The following is an 18,287-nucleotide window of genomic DNA, read 5'->3' as shown; positions in this document are numbered from 1 at the left end:
TATTAAATTTTATACAGTTTAGATAAATTTTTTTCAAAAAGTTGTTTTAGTTTATTTTCTACAATTAATTTACTAATACTTTTTTTAGTTACCTCTTGCAAGTTTGTAGCGGGATAATTCCTTATAATTGGATTTTTTTTAATATTTATACCTATACCTGTAATTAAAAATTTTTTATCTCTTACAAATATAACTTCTTGTAAAATGCCACTAATTTTTTTTTTATCAATTAATAAGTCGTTTGGTTTTTTAAATAAAATTTTTTTACTTGTAAATGACGAGAGTAATTTTTTGACTAAGAGACAATTGATTTTTGTTATAGCATTAATCGATAATTTCGTTTTATTTAGTTCATTGAAAAAAGAGATAAATAAATTTCCTTTTGATGATATCCATTTTCTTCCATACTGTCCTCTACCATTTAATTGTGTTTCAGCAACAACCATGCCTAAGTTGTAATTAGTTTCTTTGATAATTCTTATTGCAGTATTATTTGTGCTTTTAACTTTTTTAAATTTAAATTTTTTTAATTTCATCAAATAATATTAATTCTTGAAACAACTTCTATTAACTGACTTGGGAATATGAAGTATAAAAGAATTAATATCGTTGAAACTGTAAGTGAAAATTTTAACCATAAGCTATGATCCGTATCGTATTTGTCTTTTTCTTTATCAAAGTAAATTATTTTTATAATTCTTAAATAATAAAAAGCTGCAACTACGGTAGATAACAATCCTACTATAGCTAAGAAAAACATTGATTGTTCTAATACAGCTTTAAAAACATAGAACTTAGCAAAGAAACCTGCTAGAGGAGGAATACCTGCTAAAGAAAACAGTATTACAAGCAAGCATAAAGATAATAGTGGATGGTTTTTTGATAATCCTGAGAGGTCCTCAATATCCTCATAATATTGATCCTTTCTTCTTAACATCAGTAGACATGAGAAAAGAGCTAAATTCATAACTACATATATTGAAATATAGATTATTGAACTTTGAATTCCTTCATTCGAAGCTGTGGCTAGTCCTGCCAATGTGTAACCAATATGTCCAATAGAGCTATAAGCAATTAGTCTTTTAATATTAGTTTGGCCTATTGCAGCAACAGCTCCAAAAACCATAGAAGCTATTGATAAGAAAACTATTATCATTTGCCATTGATCAATTAAATTTAGGAAAGGAACATATAAAAATCTTATAAATACAGTTAAAGCGGCAACCTTTGGCACCATTGTAAAAAATAAAGTTACAGTTGTTGGTGACCCTTCGTAAACATCAGGTGCCCACATATGAAATGGAACTGCAGAAATCTTAAATGCTAAACCAACTAAGATAAATACAATTCCAAATGTTAAAACATATTCATTAGAATTTAATTGATTTGATATTATATCAAAATTGGTTGAGCCAGAAAAACCATAAACTAAAGAACATCCATATAATAACAATCCTGAAGATAATGCACTCAAAACAAAATATTTCAAACCAGCTTCGGATGATTTTAGTTGATCTCTATTATATGTTGCTAGCACGTAAAGAGCTAGTGATTGTAATTCTAAGCCCATATAAAAAACAATTAAATCATTTGAACTGATCATCACCATCATACCAAGAATAGAGCTCAAAATAAGAACTGGGTATTCGATATTATATATTTTAAATGTTTTTAAATAGCTTGATGAAATAACTAAAACTAAAAAACCTCCAATTAAAGTTATAATTTTCATTAGTGAGGACATGCTGTCAATAACAACACTTTCATTAAACAAAGTTTCCCTACTAACCGAGAATGTTTCGTTTATTGTTATTATTGCTGTAATTAAAATTGCAAACAAAGATAGATTGAAAGTTATTTTTGAACTATTTTTTTTAAAAACACCTAAGACAAGTAAAAACATTATTGAAAGTGAAATAAATATTTCAGGCAATACTAAATTTAAATTTTCCATATTATTTACTAGCTATATTTGTGTTATGCATATTAATTAGATCAGTCACTGAAACTTCTATAGTGTTTATCAAAGGATCTGGATAAAATCCGAAGAATAAAGTTGGAACTGCTAGACAAGATAAAATCAGATATTCCGATCTATTTAAATCAAACATCTTCTTAAGGTCTTCGTTAACTAGCTTCCCAAAAACAACTCTTTTGTACAACCAGAGCATATATGCAGCTCCAAGTATTACTCCTAAACTAGCAATTACAGCTACTAGGAAATTATCCTTGAAAGCACCCATTAAAATTAAAAATTCTCCTATAAATCCACTTGTCCCCGGTAATCCCAATGCTGCCAATGTAAACAACATAAATAAAATTGAATATTTAGGTATTATTGTAACTATTCCTCCATACGAATTGATCATCCTTGAATGCATCCGATCGTAGACAACACCAACACACAAGAAAAGTGCAGCTGAAACTAAACCATGACTAATCATTTGAATAATACTTCCTTCAATTCCTTGTTGCTGAAGAGTAAATATTCCTAATGTTACAAATCCCATGTGAGCAACAGAGGAATAAGCTATTAACTTTTTCATATCCTCCTGCATTAGAGCAATGAAAGAAGTGAATATAATTGCTATAACACTCAAAGTGTAAATTAAGGGTGTAAAAACTTCTGAAGCAACAGGAAATAAACCTAGAGAAAATCTGATAAAACCATAACCCGCCATCTTTAATAAAATTGCTGCTAACAATACAGATCCTGCTGTTGGAGCTTCAACGTGAGCGTCTGGCAACCAAGTGTGTACTGGCCACATAGGCGTTTTGACTGCAAAAGAGCTGAAGAATGCTAACCATAAAAGATTTTGATATTTAGCATCTATACCAAGTTCATAAAGCTGAATAACATCTGTTGTGCCTGCAATCCAATAAATAGAAATTATTGCAACTAACATTAAAACAGAACCTAGTAATGTATATAAAAAGAATTTAAATGCTGAATAAACTCTTTTTGGTCCACCCCAAATTCCGATAATTAAAAACATTGGAATTAATCCTGCTTCAAAAAATAAATAGAATACAACTAAATCAAGTGCACAAAAAACACCAATCATGAAACTTTCCATGATTAGAATTGCAATTAAAAAATCTCTTAATCTATTTTTGACAGAATTATTTACAGATAAAATGCATAACGGAGTTATGAATGTAGTTAAAATAATAAATAAAATTGAAATACCATCCACACCAACTTTATAATTAATAAATCCTTCAATCCATGTTCTATCTTCTACAAATTGAAAATTAGAAGTAGATTGATCGAAAGAAATCCACAGATAAATCGAAATTAAAAAATTTACTATGGTCGTGAATAAAGCAACATATTTAGCAGTTGAATTATTTCCTTCTTTATCTTTAGTAAAAAATAAAAATAAAGCGCCAACTGTTGGCAATAATATTAAAGATGAAAGAATGGGAAAATTCATTATTTAACTATTAAAAAGGTTAGTAAAGCAGAGAAACCTAATAACATTACAAATGCATATTGATAGATAAAACCACTTTGAAATTTAGTTGCTTTAATTGAACATTTTTTTATGAAAGAGGAAATTCCATCTGGACCAAAACCATCAATTATGGTTCCATCACAAAATTTCCATAAAAATATACCTAGTTTTTTTGAAGATTTAATAAACAACACATCATATAACTCATCAAAGTACCATTTATTTAATAAAAAATTATACAAAGGTTTGTTCATTGAAGCTATTGAATTAGGTAATTCTTTGTTCTTAACAAATAAGTAATAAGCAATTGGAATAGATAATAAAACCAAACACGGTGTTAAAAGTAAAAACCATAAAGGTGGGTGCTCAGTACTCAAAGGCTCTAAAAACTTAATAGACTCTGCCCAGAATAAACTTTCACCATGTCCAATAAATAGTCCTTTAAATAGAAAACCAGCAAACAAAGCTCCTATTGAAAGAATAAATAATGGAACAAGCATAACTAATGGAGACTCGTGTGTTTCCTCTATCTTAATCTCTTTATTATTGTACTCTCCATGGAAAGTTTTAAATATCAATCTCCATGAATAAATAGATGTTAAAAATGCTGTGATTATTCCAATTCCAGCTGCATAATAACCAGTAGTATTACCTTTTAAATACGCAAATTCTATAATTGCGTCTTTAGAATAAAATCCTGATAAAAATGGAAAACCTGTTAAAGCAAGCGTTCCTATTATCATTAAAGCATAGGTATATGGTAACTTTTTCCACACACCTCCCATGTTATTAATATTTTGCTCATCCTTAAATGCGTGGATTACTGAACCAGATCCTAAAAATAATAAAGCTTTGAAAAATGCATGAGTAAATAAGTGAAACATAGCAACATTATATGCACCTACTCCAGCTGCAAAAAACATATAACCAAGTTGACTACAGGTAGAATAAGCAATAATTTTTTTTATATCTGTTTGAACTAGAGCAACCGTTGCTGCAAAGAATGCAGTAGTCATTCCAACGATAGTTATAACATTTAGTATTAATGGTGAATATTCATAAATTGGAGAACATCTTACAACTAAGAAAACACCAGCTGTTACCATCGTTGCTGCATGAATTAATGCAGAAACAGGTGTTGGACCTTCCATAGCATCAGGTAGCCATGTATGAAGTAAAATTTGCGCAGATTTACCCATTGCTCCAATAAATAAAAGTAAACAAACTAAGTCGATTGCTTTAACTTCAAAACCTAAAAATGATAAATTTTTATCTACAACTGTTGGAATTTGTTGAAAAACATCTGAGTAATTAACAGTTCCAAATAAATAAAATATTAAAAAAATTCCTAAAGCAAAACCAAAATCACCTACTCTATTTACAACAAATGCTTTTATGGCTGCAGCATTTGCACTTTCTTTTTTAAACCAAAAACCAATTAGAAAGTAAGAACAAAGACCAACACCTTCCCAACCAAAAAATAGTTGAATGAAATTATCTGATGTTACAAGCATCAACATTGCAAAAGTGAATAATGATAAATAAGCCATAAATCTTGGCTTATGAGGATCATGAGACATGTAACCAATTGAATAAATATGCACTAAAGAAGATACAGAAGTTACAACTACTAACATCACTGATGATAAAGGATCAATTAACATTGACCAATTTACATCAAGTGACCCAGAGCTTATCCAGGTAGCTATAACAATATTTTCTTCGTATTGATTTACAATTACTTGGTAAAAAACATAAATTGATAAAAGTGCAGAAATTGAAACTAGAGCACTTGTTAATATTTCAGAGTTTCTATCGCCGATATATCTTCCAAAAAAACCAGAGATTATAGAAGCAATAAGTGGAAGAAATATAATTGATAGTTCCATGATTATCCTTTCAGCTTATCTATTTCTTCAACTCGTATTGTTCCAGAGTTTCTGAAATACACGACAATTATTGCTAATCCTATGGCTGCTTCTGCTGCTGCAACAGTTAGAATAAATAAAGTAAAGACTTGTCCTGCCAAATCTCCCAAATAAATAGAAAAAGCTACTAAATTGATATTTACAGCAAGCAATATCAATTCAATACTCATTAATATAACAATGATGTTCTTTCTATTAAGAAAAATACCAATTACTCCAATTGAAAAAATAACAGCACCTAAAGTCAAATAATGTCCTAAACCTATATCAATCATCTATTTTAACTCCTTTATTGCTCTGAACTTCTAGCACCTCAACACCTTCGGTTCTTTCTCTAGAAATTTGCTTGATATAACTTTGTCTTTTAAGACCTGATCTTTGTCTAAATGTTAATACAATAGCCCCAACCATAGCTACTAATAGGATCATTCCACTTATTTGAAACACATGAATATAATCAGTGTATAAAATTTGGCCCAATGAATGAGTGTTGCTTACACTTGTATTGGCAAGTGAATTGTTAATATCAAAAATTTCTGGTTTATATTTCCAGCCACCTATCACAATTATAATTTCAAAGAAAATTAAAGTACTTATAATTAAACCAACTGGGATATGTTTAGAGGTTGCTTGACCTGCAAACCATTGATTTTTTTGTTGGGCCACGTTTAACATCATAACAACAAACAAAAATAAAACTGCTACAGCACCAACATAAACAATTAGCATTATCATTCCCAAAAATTCAGCACCAATCATTATGAAAAGACAAGAGATACTTATGAAATCAAGAATTAAGAAAAATACTGAGTGAACAGTATTTTTAGAAGCGGTTACCATTATAGCTGAAACAACAGCAATTATTGAAAATGTATAAAAGAAAATAGCGTGTGCAATCATTTTTATCTATGGATATTGTCAGCTTTAATATTTGCCTCCAAAACATTCTCCCATCTATCACCATTATCTAATAATTTTTCTTTTGTGTAATAAAGTTCTTCTCTTGTTTCTGTTGAAAATTCAAAATTTGGACCTTGGACTATTGCATCTACTGGACAAGCTTCTTCACATAAACCACAATAAATACACTTCATCATATCAATATCGTAACGAGTTGTTTTTCTACTTCCATCTTCTCTTTCAGCTGACTCGATAGTTATTGCCTGAGCTGGACACACTGCTTCACATAATTTACAAGCGATACATCTTTCTTCTCCGTTAGGATATCTTCTCAAAGCATGCTCACCTCTAAAACGAGGACTTATTTTACCTTTTTCAAAAGGGTAATTAATTGTTTTTTTTGGTTTAAATAATTCTTTAATAGCAATAAACAATCCACCAATAAAGTCTGTCATCAATATTGTTTTAAAAAATCTTGAAATATTCATAATTAATTTACTGGTAAAAGGTTAAAATAAAATAAATAGCTAGCCGTTAATACCACCCAAGTTAAAGAAAGAGGAAGGAAAACTTTCCAACCAAGTCTCATTAATTGATCGTATCTGTATCTAGGTACTATCGCCTTAACTAAAGCAAAAAGGATGAATAAAAGAAGAATTTTTAATATTAACCATATTGCACCTGGTACTAACGTAAATGGATAAACATCAATTGGGGACATCCAGCCACCTAAAAATAGTATTGCTCCCATTGCACACATTAATAAAATATTTGCATACTCGCCTAACCAAAACATTGCATACATCATTCCTGAATATTCTGTTTGGTACCCTGCAACCAATTCTGCCTCTGCCTCTGGTAAATCAAAAGGTGGTCTATTAGTTTCAGCTAAAGCAGAAATAAAGAAGATTACAAACATTGGAAATAATGGAATTACAAACCACATATTTTGTTGAGCAATCACGATGTCGTTTAAATTCAACGAACCCACACAAAGTAAAACATTTATAATTATTACCCCAATTGAAACTTCATAAGATACCATTTGTGCTGCAGAACGAATTGCTCCAAGAAAAGGATACTTGGAATTTGAGGCCCATCCACCCATTATTATTCCATAGACTCCTAATGAAGAAACAGCAAATAAGTAAAGAATTCCAACATTAATATCAGCTAAAACCTGTGTTGCACTAAAAGGGATTACAGCCCAAGCGATTAAAGCTAAAGTCATAGTGACTATAGGAGCCAGTATAAAAATTACTTTATTCGAACTAGATGGAATAATGATTTCTTTAAATATATATTTTAAAGCATCAGCTAATGATTGTAATAAGCCAAATGGACCAACAACATTAGGCCCTTGTCTTTTTTGAACAAAAGCCCAAACCCTTCTATCAAGCCAAACTATCATTGCCACTGAAACAAGAACAGGAACTAATAAAAATAAAATCTTATAAACTTCTTGAAAAACTATACTCAAGTATTCCATATTAACCTTCTGTACCTGTTGATTTTAAATTTAATTTAGAATTATTACATTCAACCATTGTTTTTGATGATCTGGCAATAACGTTTGAAAAATAATAATCTTTTACGTTAATTGTTAAATTTTCATTTTGAAATTCTTTAGGAGAATTATTTTGGTCATCCACTTGTTTTTCTTTTTGCAAATTTAAATAATTAAACATGCTACTTTCTAATTCATCTCTGTCATTAAATAATTTTCTATTATTCATAAATTCAGCTAATTCATTAATTATTTGCCAATCTTCTTTTGCTTCACCAGGGGGATATGATGCTTTGAAAGCTTTTTGGACTTTCCCTTCTAAATTAGTATAGTATCCGTCTTGTTCAGTATAAGCAGCGCCTGGTAAAATAATATCAGCAGATTCAGCACCTTTGTCACCATGACTACCTTGATAAATTATGAATTCATTTTTTTTATCAAATTCTAAATTGTCTTGACCTATAAGATAAACAATATCAAATTTATGTTCTTTTAAATCACTTATTAAATTATTTTCATTATTAATTATTCCAAGATCAATATTTCCTACTGTTGCTGCATCAGTTGATAAAATATTTAAAGAGTTCCATTCATCTGAAATTTTATTATTTTTTAATAAAAATTCTTTTGTTTTATTAAATAAAAATTCTGAAGACTTCAATCTAAGTAGAGACTCACCAATGATAATTATTGGTTTTTTTGAATTAACAATTTCTTTAGATATGTCATGATTTCCTTCAAGAATATTATTTAAAGTTTGAGTTTGACCATCTAAACTTTGATAAGGATAAGTTAAATCACCAACATCATTAAGTGAAATTATTTTTGTATTGTTGTTTAAATAAGCTTTTCTAATTCTAGCATTTAAAATAGTTGCTTCATATCTTGGGTTTGCACCTGCTATAAAAATTAAATCTGCTTCTTCAATACCATTTATAGAAGAATTAAATAAATAGTTTTCTCTTTTTGAAGTATTTATAAATCTATTATCAGATCTTGACTCGTAATTTTTAGTATCAATTGTTCGATCAAAAAATTCTTTAAAAATATAACTAGTCTCCATATTGGTTAAATCACCAACAAAACCACATATTTTTTCTTTAGATGTGTTTTCAAATTTAGATTTAATTATTTTATACACTTCATCCCATGAGGCCTTTTCAAATTTACCATTGTATTTGATAAATGGAGTATCTAACCTTTGATGTAGAAGACCATCGCAAGCATATCTTGTTTTGTCTGAGATCCATTCCTCATTGATATCTTCATTAATAATTGGAAGTACTCTTTTGACTTCCCAATCATATGTATCTACTCTGACATTTGATCCAATTGCATCCATTACATCAATTGTTTCAGTTTTTTTTAGTTCCCATGGTCTAGCTTCGAATACATAAGGTTTTGAAGTTAGGGCTCCTACAGGACATAAATCTACAACGTTTGCAGACAATTCGGATTGCATTGATTGCTCTAGATAAGTTGTAATTTGCATATCTTCACCTCTTCCAATAGCACCAAGCTCTGGAACTCCAGCAACTTCCGTTGCAAATCTCACACATCTCGTACAGTGAATACATCTTGTCATTTGAGTTTTAATTAAAGGTCCCATATTTTTTTCAGGAACAGCTCTTTTATTTTCTTTAAATCTTGATTTGTCTACTCCATAGTACATTGATTGATCTTGAAGATCGCATTCACCACCTTGATCACATACTGGACAATCTAGGGGATGGTTAGCTAATAAAAATTCCATCACTCCCTTACGAGCTTTTTCTACTAAAGCAGTATTTGTTTTAATATTCATGCCCTCAGCAGCTGGCATAGCACATGAAGCAATTGGTTTAGGAGATTTTTCCATTTCAACTAAACACATTCTGCAGTTACCTGCGATAGATAATTTTTCATGGTAACAAAATCTTGGAATTTCAACTCCAGCTTTTTCGCAAGCTTGAAGTACAGTTAAACCTTCTTCGACTTCTACTTCTATTTCATTTACTTTTAATTTAAGCATTTTTTTTATCCAATAAATGTTGATCTACCAAATATGGAATATTGTTTTTCTTTTGAACAATAGGATCCAAATTGTTTCTTTTCTCAATTTCTTTTTTAAAGTGTCTAAGCAATCCTTGAACTGGCCATGATGAGCCTTCTCCAAAAGCACAAATAGTATGTCCTGCAATTTGATTTGTAACATCACCTAACATATCTACTTCATCCTTCGTTGCATCACCTTTTGCCATTCTTTCAAGCATTCTCCACATCCAACCAGAACCTTCTCTACAAGGTGTACATTGACCACAACTCTCATGTTTGTAAAATCTTGCAATCCTTGCCATACATTTAATTATGTCCTGATCTTTGTTAATAACCACAATACCAGCTGTACCAAGTCCACTTTTTTCTTCAACACATGCATCAAAGTCCATTTTTAAAGTTTCACACCTTTCTTTCGGTATTAGTGGCATTGAAGAACCTCCAGGTATCACAGCCTGCAAATTTTCCCATCCACCAATTACACCTCCAGCATGAACTTCTATTAATTCTTTTAAAGGAATACTCATTTCTTCTTCAACATTACAAGGATTGTTTACATTTCCAGAAATACAAAAAATTTTGGTTCCAGTATTTTTTTCTCTTCCTAAAGAAGCAAACCACTTGGCTCCTCTTCTTAAAATAGTTGGAACCACTGCAATTGTCTCAACATTATTAATTATTGTAGGACATCCATACAGGCCTATCAAAGCCGGGAAAGGTGGTTTTAATCTAGGTTGACCTTTTTTACCTTCTAAACTTTCAAGTAGTGCAGTCTCTTCACCACAAATATATGCACCAGCTCCGTAATGAATATAAATATCTAAATCCCATCCTGTACCAGCTGCATTTTTACCTAACAATTTTTTTTCATAAGCTTCATCTATTGCTGCTTGAAGTTTTTGACCATCAACAAAATATTCTCCTCTTATGTAAATATAACAAACATGTGCTTGCACTGCATAAGATGCTATTAAACAACCTTCTATTAATTTGTGAGGTTCAAATCTTAAAATGTCTCTATCTTTGCAAGTTCCTGGTTCAGACTCATCGCCGTTAATAACTAAGTAATGTGGCCTAGATCCAACTTCTTTTGGCGCAAATGACCATTTTAAACCAGTAGGAAATCCTGCGCCACCTCGACCTCTTAGTTGAGATTCTTTAATTTCATTAATTATCCAGTCTCTTCCTTTGTCAGTAATTTCTTTTGTATTTACCCAATCACCTCTCTCTTGTGATGAAGATACATCTGAGCCTTTGTCATTATATAAATTCTGAAAAATTCTATCTTGATCTTTAAGCATTTTTTAAATCCATTAAGGTTTTCCTGTTATTTTCTGGTTCATTATTAACTCTTCCTCTATACGAACCAGGTTTTGGGGTTTCTCCATTTAAAATTTTATCTAAAATATCTAAAGTTTTTTGTTTATCTAAATCTTCATAATAGTCATCATTAATTTGCATCATTGGAGCATTGACACATGCCCCCAAACATTCAACTTCCATCCAAGAACAGCTTTTATCATTTGATAATTCACATTCGTTTTCAGAAATTTTTTCTTTACAAGCCTCAACTAATTGATTTGCACCTCTTATCATACATGGTGTTGTGGTGCATACTTGAACAAAGTATTTGCCTACAGGAGCTAAATTATACATTGTATAAAAAGTGGCTACCTCATAAACTTTAATATAAGGCATATCTAAAAACTTAGCGATGTACTTCATTGCAGCTAATGGTATCCAATTATTATTTTGCTTTTGAGCAATATAAAGTAAAGCCATTACAGCACTTTGTTGTTTACCTTCAGGATATTTTGCTACAATAACTTTTGCTGCTTCTAATGATGAAGCATTAAATTCAAAACTTTCTGGTTGATCTTTAGCGGGTCTTCTTAAGCTCATCTGTCTACCTCACCAAAAACAATATCTAAAGAACCTAATACCGCAGGAACATCTGCTAGCATATGACCTTTAATTAAATAATCCATCGATTGTAAATGTGAAAATCCTGGTGCTCTTATTTTACATTTGTAAGGTTTGCTTGATCCGTCAGATATCAAGTAAACACCAAATTCTCCTTTTGGTGCCTCAACAGCAGTATAAATTTCATCTTTTGGAACTCTGTATCCCTCTGTGAAAAGTTTAAAATGATGTATTAAAGCTTCCATTGATTGTTTAATTTCTGCCTTAGGTGGAGGGCTAATCTTACCGTCTAATGATTTAATTGGACCCTTTTCCATTTTAGCAAGACATTGTTTGATAATTGAAACACTTTCTTTCATTTCCTCAATTCTACATAAATACCTATCGTAACAATCTCCGTTTTTTCCAACTGGAATTTTAAAATCTAAACTTTCATAACAATCATAAGGTTGAGATTTTCTTAAATCCCATGGAACTCCTGAGCCTCTAATCATAACTCCTGAAAAAGAATAATCTAATGCATCTTCTTTTGTAACTACTCCTATATCGACATTTCTTTGTTTAAAAATTCTATTATCAGTTAACAAACTTTCTAAATCGTTAATTATTTTCGGAAACGTTTCACAAAATTTTGCAATATCTTCTTCTAAACCTTTTGGCAAATCTTGATGAACACCTCCTGCTCTAAAATAATTTGCATGAAGTCTTGACCCTGAAGCTCTCTCATAAAATGTCATTAGAGTTTCCCTTTCCTCGAAACCCCAAAGAGAAGGTGTTAATGCTCCTACATCAAGAGCTTGAGTTGTAACGTTTAAAATATGACTTAAGATTCTCCCAATTTCGCAAAATATAACTCTTATGTATTGCGCTCTAATTGGTACATCTATTTTAAGTATTTTTTCGACAGCTAGTGCGAAAGCATGTTCCTGATTCATTGGAGCGACATAATCTAATCGATCAAAATAAGGAACTGCCTGCATATAAGTTTTGTTTTCTATGAGTTTTTCTGTTCCTCTATGAAGTAAACCGATGTGAGGATCTGCCTTCTCTACCACCTCTCCATCAAGCTCTAGAATTAATCTAAGAACACCATGGGCTGCAGGATGTTGAGGGCCAAAATTTAAATTTAAATTTTTAATTTTTTTTGTCATTATTCTCAATTTCTTCTTTAATGTATTTTGTTCCTTCCCAAGGACTTTCGTAATCGAAATTTCTATAATTTTGTTCAAGCTTTACTGGTTCGCTAATCACTTTTTTTTGATCTTCGCTATATCTAACTTCTGAGTGACCCGTTAAAGGAAAATCTTTTCTTAATGGATGGCCTTCAAATCCATAATCAGTTAGTATTCTTCTAAGATCTGGATGATCCTTGAAAGATACCCCATACATATCAAAAACCTCTCTCTCCATCCAGTTTGCTGATGGAAAAATACTAGTTAATGACGGAATAACTTCATTTTCAGCAATTGAATATTTTACAATCAATCTTTGATTAAATTCATGGCTTAAAAACAAGTATACTACCTCAAACCTTTGATTTTGTTCTGGGTAGTCAACTACTGTTAAATCTATTAGTTGCCTAAATTTAGTATCTTGATTTGTTTTTAAAAAAATAGCGACATCAATAATGTCTTCCTTATCTGTTTCAATATAAATTTGGTTATGTTTAATTTCTGTGTTGTTAATTTTGGTAGTTAACTCAGAATTAATTTTTTTTTCTAGATCTTCTAAACTTTTCATAACTATCTAATAAAAGATCCTTTTTTTCTAATTTTTTTTTGTAGTTGCAGTATTCCATATAACAGTGCTTCTGCTGATGGAGGACATCCTGGCACATAAACATCTACTGGAACAATTCGATCACAACCTCTAACAACTGAATATGAATAATGATAATATCCACCTCCATTTGCGCAACTACCCATTGAAATCACATATCTTGGTTCAGGCATCTGGTCGTAAACTTTTCTTAAAGCTGGCGCCATTTTATTTGTTAAAGTTCCTGCAACTATCATAACATCTGATTGTCTAGGGGAACCCCTTGGAGCTGCTCCAAATCTTTCTAAATCATATCTCGGCATAGCTGTTTGCATCATTTCTACGGCACAACAAGCTAATCCAAAAGTCATCCAATGAAGTGATCCTGATCTTGACCAGTTAATTAAATTATCAAGTGATGTAGTTATAAAACCATTCTTACTAAAATCTTCTGCAAGTTGTTTAAATTCCTCAGGAACTTGATCTATTTTATTATTCATTGTGGTTTATAATTTTTATTCCCAGTCTAAAGCACCTTTTTTCCATTCATAAATAAAACCTATTGTAAGAATGAACAAAAAAATCATCATTGATGAAAAACCTAATAATCCAATATTTCCAAGAGATATTGCCCATGGAAATAAAAATGCTATCTCTAAATCAAAAATAATAAATAGAATTGCAACTAAATAAAATCTCACATCAAATTCCATTCTTGAATCCTCGAAAGGTTCAAAACCACACTCATAAGCTGAAAGTTTTTCAGGATCAGGTTTTTTAGGTGATAGAATAAAGTTTACAACCACAAAAGCACAACTTAACCCAAGAGCTAAAACTAAAAATATTATTATTGGTAGGTAATCTTTTAAAAAATCAGATAACATGGAAATCTATATATCAGTTTTTATCTGTTGTTGAAGGGCTGATACGTCACATTTTTATTAATATTAACATCGAAAAATGCGAAAAAGTGGCGGGAGTGAAGGGACTCGAACCCTCGACCTATCGCGTGACAGGCGATCGCTCTAACCAACTGAGCTACACCCCCACTTTGAAGTTTTGGTGGGCAGTAAAGGACTCGAACCTTTGACCCCCTCGGTGTAAACGAGATGCTCTACCAACTGAGCTAACCGCCCAAAACAAGGCTACTTATTACATCAACACTTATATAATGTAAATTAATTATTATTGAATACTAGCTTGAGATTTATCGTCTTTTTTAGACATATCGACCTCAACCCACTCTGTTGGTTTAAGTTCTTTTGTCAAAGCTATTTTTATAACCTGATCAGCATATTCAACAGGCGTGATTTTTATATCATCTATAATTTTCTTAGGCATATCAACTAGATCTTTTTCGTTTTCTTTAGGAATTAAAACTTCTTTTATTCCAGCTCTGTGCGCTGCTAATAATTTTTCTTTCAAACCACCAATTGGCAATACTTGGCCTGTTAAAGTTACTTCACCGGTCATAGCAACATCTTTTCTTACAGGAATGTTTGTTATCGATGAAACAATTGAAGTTACCATGCCGATACCAGCTGATGGACCGTCTTTTGGTGTTGCTCCTTCAGGAACATGGATATGAAAATCTTTTTTCTCAAAAATAGGAGGAATAATTCCATATTCTAAACATTTTGATCTTACAAAAGATTTTGCGGCTTTAACAGATTCTTGCATGACATCACCTAATTTACCGGTAATTTGCATTCTTCCTTTTCCTGGCATTGTAACAGTCTCAATTTTTAAAATTTCTCCACCATACTCAGTCCAAGCTAATCCTGTTACTATACCTACTCTATTCTCAGTCTCTAATTCTCCAAAATTAAATTTAGGAACACCTAAAAAATCAGCTAAATTTTTATTATTAATTCCAACTTCTTTTTCTTCACCAGCTACGATTTTTTTAACAACCTTTCTTGCTAGTTTAGAAATTTCTCTTTCTAGATTTCTTACACCTGACTCTTTTGTATATCCTCTAATGACTTCTTTTATAATATCATCATCCAGCTTCATTTCTTTTTCTTTAACGCCGTTATCTTTAATTTGTTTTGGTAATAAATATTTGTTTGCGATACTAATTTTTTCATCTTCTGTGTAACCTGCCAATCTAATTACTTCCATTCTATCCAGCAAAGGAGGTAAAATATTTAAAGTATTAGCAGTTGTTACAAACATCACATCTGATAAATCATAATCAACTTCTAAATAATGATCATTGAATGTTGTATTCTGTTCAGGATCTAAGGCTTCTAGTAAAGCTGAAGATGGATCACCTCTATAATCATTTCCTATTTTATCTATTTCATCTAACAAAATTAACGGATTTTTAGTCCCTGCTTTTTTCATCATCTGAATAATTTTACCTGGGAGAGATCCGATATATGTTCTTCTGTGTCCACGTATTTCTGCTTCATCTCTCATTCCACCAACTGACATTCTAACAAATTCCCTATTTGTAGCTTTTGCAATTGATTTTCCTAAAGAAGTTTTTCCAACACCTGGAGGTCCAACTAAACATAAAATTGGTCCTTTAATTTTTTCCATTCTTTTTTGAACCGCTAAAAATTCTATTATTCTCTCTTTAACTTTTTCTAATCCAAAGTGGTCTTTATCAAGAATATCTAGAGCTTTCTTTAAATCTATATCTACTTCGCTTTTTTTATGCCATGGCAGTTCAGTCATCCAATCTAAATAATTTCTCACAACTGTTGCCTCTGCAGACATCGGACTCATATTTTTTAATTTCTTTAATTCTTGTAAGCATTTCTTCTCTACCTCTTTTGGCATCTTTGCTTTTGTAATTGCTTTATTTAGACTAGTTGTTTCATCTTTACCATCTTCGATTTCACCAAGTTCTTTTTGAATAGCTTTAAGTTGCTCATTTAAATAATACTCTCTTTGTGTTTTTTCCATCTGGGTTTTAACTCTGCCCCTAATTCTTTTTTCAACACCAATAATACTCGTTTCATTTTCCATTATTTTAATAATGGCGTTTAATCTTTTCTTTACATCGACTGTTTCAAAAATTTGCTGTTTTTCAGAAATAGTAGCTGTTATATGAGATGCAATATTATCTGCAATTTGCGAAGGGTCTTTTAATTGTTTAATTGTATTTATGGTTTCATTAGAAATTTTTTTATTTATAGATGTTAATTTTTCTAATCTTCTTAAAGCTGTAGCAGCTAAAGGAAATAAATCCTCATCTTTAGGTGAAACATCGTTATAGTGTGTGTAATCACATGTTATAAACTTTTCGTTATCCTTAAAGTCTAAAATTTTTACTCTTTTAATACCTTCAACTAAAACTTTAACAGTTCCGTCAGGAAGCTTTAATAGTTGTAAAATGCTTCCTTCACAACCATACATAAATACGTCTGTTTTTTTAGGATCGTCAATTTCTGAATTTTTTTGAGTTACTAAAATAATTTTTTTATCTTTTTTCATCACTTCATTAAGTGCTGAAATAGATTTATCTCTTCCTACAAATAAAGGGATCACCATACTTGGAAAGACTACAATGTCTCTCAATGGGAGTAAGGGCAGTGAAATTTTGACGTCCATACGAATAATATGGATATTATATTTTATAATGCAATAGGTATTTATTACTTATTAAGGATATTAAGCCGCTGTAGTCTTATTTGACTTAGATTTATTGTCACCTTTAGCATGAACTAAGATTGGTTGCGATTGTCCTTTTGCAGCACCAGCATCAACAATAACTTCTTCAATATTATCTTGACTCGGAAGATCGTACATTGTTTTCAATAAAATGTTTTCTAGAATCGATCTTAAACCTCTTGCTCCAGTTTTTTTGCTAATAGCTTTTTGCGCTATTTCTTTTAGGGCATTTTCTTTAAATGTTAGTTTAGCACCATCCAATTTAAACAGCTCTTGATATTGCTTTGTTAAAGAATTTTTGGGTTCTTGTAATATTTTTATTAAAGATTTTTCATCTAAATCTTCAAGTGTTGCAATCATTGGAAGTCTTCCAATAAATTCTGGAATTAATCCAAATTTTAATAAATCTTCTGGCTCTAAACCTTTCATCCATTCACCAGTTTTCTTATCTTGAGTATTTTTAACATCTGCACCAAAACCAATTGATGTTCCCTTGTCTCTTTGAGAAATAATTTTATCAAGTCCTGCAAAAGCACCACCACAAATAAACAAAATATTTGTTGTATCTACTTGTAAAAATTCTTGTTGAGGATGTTTTCTACCTCCTTGAGGTGGAACACTTGCGACTGTACCTTCCATTATTTTAAGAAGAGCTTGCTGAACACCTTCACCAGAAACATCTCTTGTAATCGATGGGTTTTCAGATTTTCTGCTTATTTTATCAACCTCATCAATATAAACTATTCCTCTTTGAGCTTTTTCAACATTATAGTCAGATGCTTGCAACAATTTTAAAATAATATTTTCAACATCCTCTCCAACATAACCTGCTTCTGTTAGAGTAGTTGCATCAGCCATTGTAAATGGAACGTCTAGAATTCTAGCAAGGGTTTGTGCAAGCAATGTTTTTCCACAACCTGTGGGACCCACTAAAAGTATATTGGATTTAGATAGCTCAACATTTTTACTTGTTTTGCTTTCATAATTTAATCTTTTGTAATGATTGTGTACTGCAACAGATAATACTTTCTTTGCATGAGCTTGACCAATTACATAATCATCTAATACTGAACAAATTTCCTTCGGGGATGGAAGACCATCTTGATGTTTTACAAAAGTATCTTTGCTCTCTTCTTTAATTATGTCCATACATAG

Annotated in this window: 17 protein-coding genes and 2 tRNA genes; all 19 read right to left on the bottom strand. The window is 31.0% G+C overall.

What is annotated here, in order from left to right; translation table 11 throughout:
• Positions 1-2 precede the first annotated feature (2 nt).
• Positions 3-536 carry a biotin--[acetyl-CoA-carboxylase] ligase gene (locus AMN81_RS02180; RefSeq protein ID WP_072090501.1) on the bottom strand — a complete coding sequence of 178 codons (534 nt, stop codon included), beginning with the start codon at positions 534-536 and terminating at the stop codon, positions 3-5.
• A complete protein-coding gene (gene nuoN, locus AMN81_RS02175; protein ID WP_072090500.1) occupies positions 536-1,954 on the bottom strand; it encodes an NADH-quinone oxidoreductase subunit NuoN in 1,419 nt (472 codons plus the stop codon). Before nuoN ends, AMN81_RS02180 begins: the two co-directional genes overlap by 1 nt.
• Position 1,955: 1 nt before the next feature.
• Positions 1,956-3,437, bottom strand: coding sequence for an NADH-quinone oxidoreductase subunit M (locus AMN81_RS02170; protein WP_072090499.1), 1,482 nt, complete (start codon positions 3,435-3,437; stop codon positions 1,956-1,958).
• Positions 3,437-5,347: an NADH-quinone oxidoreductase subunit L gene (gene nuoL / locus AMN81_RS02165; RefSeq protein ID WP_072090498.1), complete on the bottom strand. Its 1,911-nt coding sequence runs from the start codon at positions 5,345-5,347 to the stop codon at positions 3,437-3,439. Before nuoL ends, AMN81_RS02170 begins: the two co-directional genes overlap by 1 nt.
• A gap of 2 nt (positions 5,348-5,349) precedes the next feature.
• Positions 5,350-5,658: an NADH-quinone oxidoreductase subunit NuoK gene (gene nuoK / locus AMN81_RS02160; protein WP_034390394.1), complete on the bottom strand. Its 309-nt coding sequence runs from the start codon at positions 5,656-5,658 to the stop codon at positions 5,350-5,352.
• Entirely contained in the window at positions 5,654-6,286 is a 633-nt protein-coding gene (locus tag AMN81_RS02155) for an NADH-quinone oxidoreductase subunit J (RefSeq protein ID WP_072090497.1), read from the bottom strand. The genes nuoK and AMN81_RS02155 overlap by 5 nt, the downstream gene beginning before the upstream one ends.
• Positions 6,287-6,288: 2 nt before the next feature.
• Entirely contained in the window at positions 6,289-6,774 is a 486-nt protein-coding gene (gene nuoI / locus AMN81_RS02150; RefSeq protein WP_072090496.1) for an NADH-quinone oxidoreductase subunit NuoI, read from the bottom strand.
• A 2-nt stretch (positions 6,775-6,776) separates the two neighbouring features.
• Positions 6,777-7,775 carry an NADH-quinone oxidoreductase subunit NuoH gene (gene nuoH, locus AMN81_RS02145; protein ID WP_072090495.1) on the bottom strand — a complete coding sequence of 333 codons (999 nt, stop codon included), beginning with the start codon at positions 7,773-7,775 and terminating at the stop codon, positions 6,777-6,779.
• Between the two features lies 1 nt (position 7,776).
• Positions 7,777-9,804: an NADH-quinone oxidoreductase subunit NuoG gene (gene nuoG / locus AMN81_RS02140; RefSeq protein ID WP_072090494.1), complete on the bottom strand. Its 2,028-nt coding sequence runs from the start codon at positions 9,802-9,804 to the stop codon at positions 7,777-7,779.
• A complete protein-coding gene (nuoF, locus tag AMN81_RS02135; protein WP_023853923.1) occupies positions 9,797-11,128 on the bottom strand; it encodes an NADH-quinone oxidoreductase subunit NuoF in 1,332 nt (443 codons plus the stop codon). Before nuoF ends, nuoG begins: the two co-directional genes overlap by 8 nt.
• Positions 11,121-11,729, bottom strand: a complete 609-nt coding sequence (gene nuoE / locus AMN81_RS02130) for an NADH-quinone oxidoreductase subunit NuoE (RefSeq protein WP_072090493.1) — start codon at positions 11,727-11,729, stop codon at positions 11,121-11,123. Before nuoE ends, nuoF begins: the two co-directional genes overlap by 8 nt.
• Positions 11,726-12,901, bottom strand: coding sequence for an NADH-quinone oxidoreductase subunit D (locus AMN81_RS02125; protein WP_218836705.1), 1,176 nt, complete (start codon positions 12,899-12,901; stop codon positions 11,726-11,728). Before AMN81_RS02125 ends, nuoE begins: the two co-directional genes overlap by 4 nt.
• Positions 12,885-13,490 (bottom strand): NADH-quinone oxidoreductase subunit C, encoded by a 606-nt coding sequence (locus AMN81_RS02120; protein ID WP_072090491.1) that lies wholly within the window; start codon positions 13,488-13,490, stop codon positions 12,885-12,887. Before AMN81_RS02120 ends, AMN81_RS02125 begins: the two co-directional genes overlap by 17 nt.
• 2 nt (positions 13,491-13,492) lie before the next feature.
• Positions 13,493-14,008, bottom strand: a complete 516-nt coding sequence (locus tag AMN81_RS02115; protein ID WP_023853927.1) for a NuoB/complex I 20 kDa subunit family protein — start codon at positions 14,006-14,008, stop codon at positions 13,493-13,495.
• Positions 14,009-14,023: 15 nt separating this feature from the next.
• Complete coding sequence (locus tag AMN81_RS02110; protein ID WP_023853928.1) at positions 14,024-14,392, bottom strand: NADH-quinone oxidoreductase subunit A; 369 nt, start codon at positions 14,390-14,392, stop codon at positions 14,024-14,026.
• 87 nt (positions 14,393-14,479) lie between these two features.
• A tRNA-Asp gene (locus tag AMN81_RS02105) sits at positions 14,480-14,556 on the bottom strand.
• A gap of 12 nt (positions 14,557-14,568) precedes the next feature.
• A tRNA-Val gene (locus AMN81_RS02100) sits at positions 14,569-14,644 on the bottom strand.
• A 49-nt stretch (positions 14,645-14,693) separates the two neighbouring features.
• Positions 14,694-17,072 carry an endopeptidase La gene (gene lon, locus AMN81_RS02095; RefSeq protein ID WP_072090490.1) on the bottom strand — a complete coding sequence of 793 codons (2,379 nt, stop codon included), beginning with the start codon at positions 17,070-17,072 and terminating at the stop codon, positions 14,694-14,696.
• Between the two features lie 60 nt (positions 17,073-17,132).
• The coding region (gene clpX / locus AMN81_RS02090; RefSeq protein ID WP_256998204.1) for an ATP-dependent Clp protease ATP-binding subunit ClpX at positions 17,133-18,287 on the bottom strand (1,155 nt) is incomplete at its 5' end.

Source organism: Candidatus Pelagibacter communis (genome assembly GCF_001179845.1).
In the GTDB taxonomy this organism is placed as follows: Bacteria; Pseudomonadota; Alphaproteobacteria; order Pelagibacterales; family Pelagibacteraceae; genus Pelagibacter; species Pelagibacter ubique_Q.
Note: the sequence above shows the minus strand (reverse complement) of the source record. Positions and strands in the feature narration are given on the sequence as shown.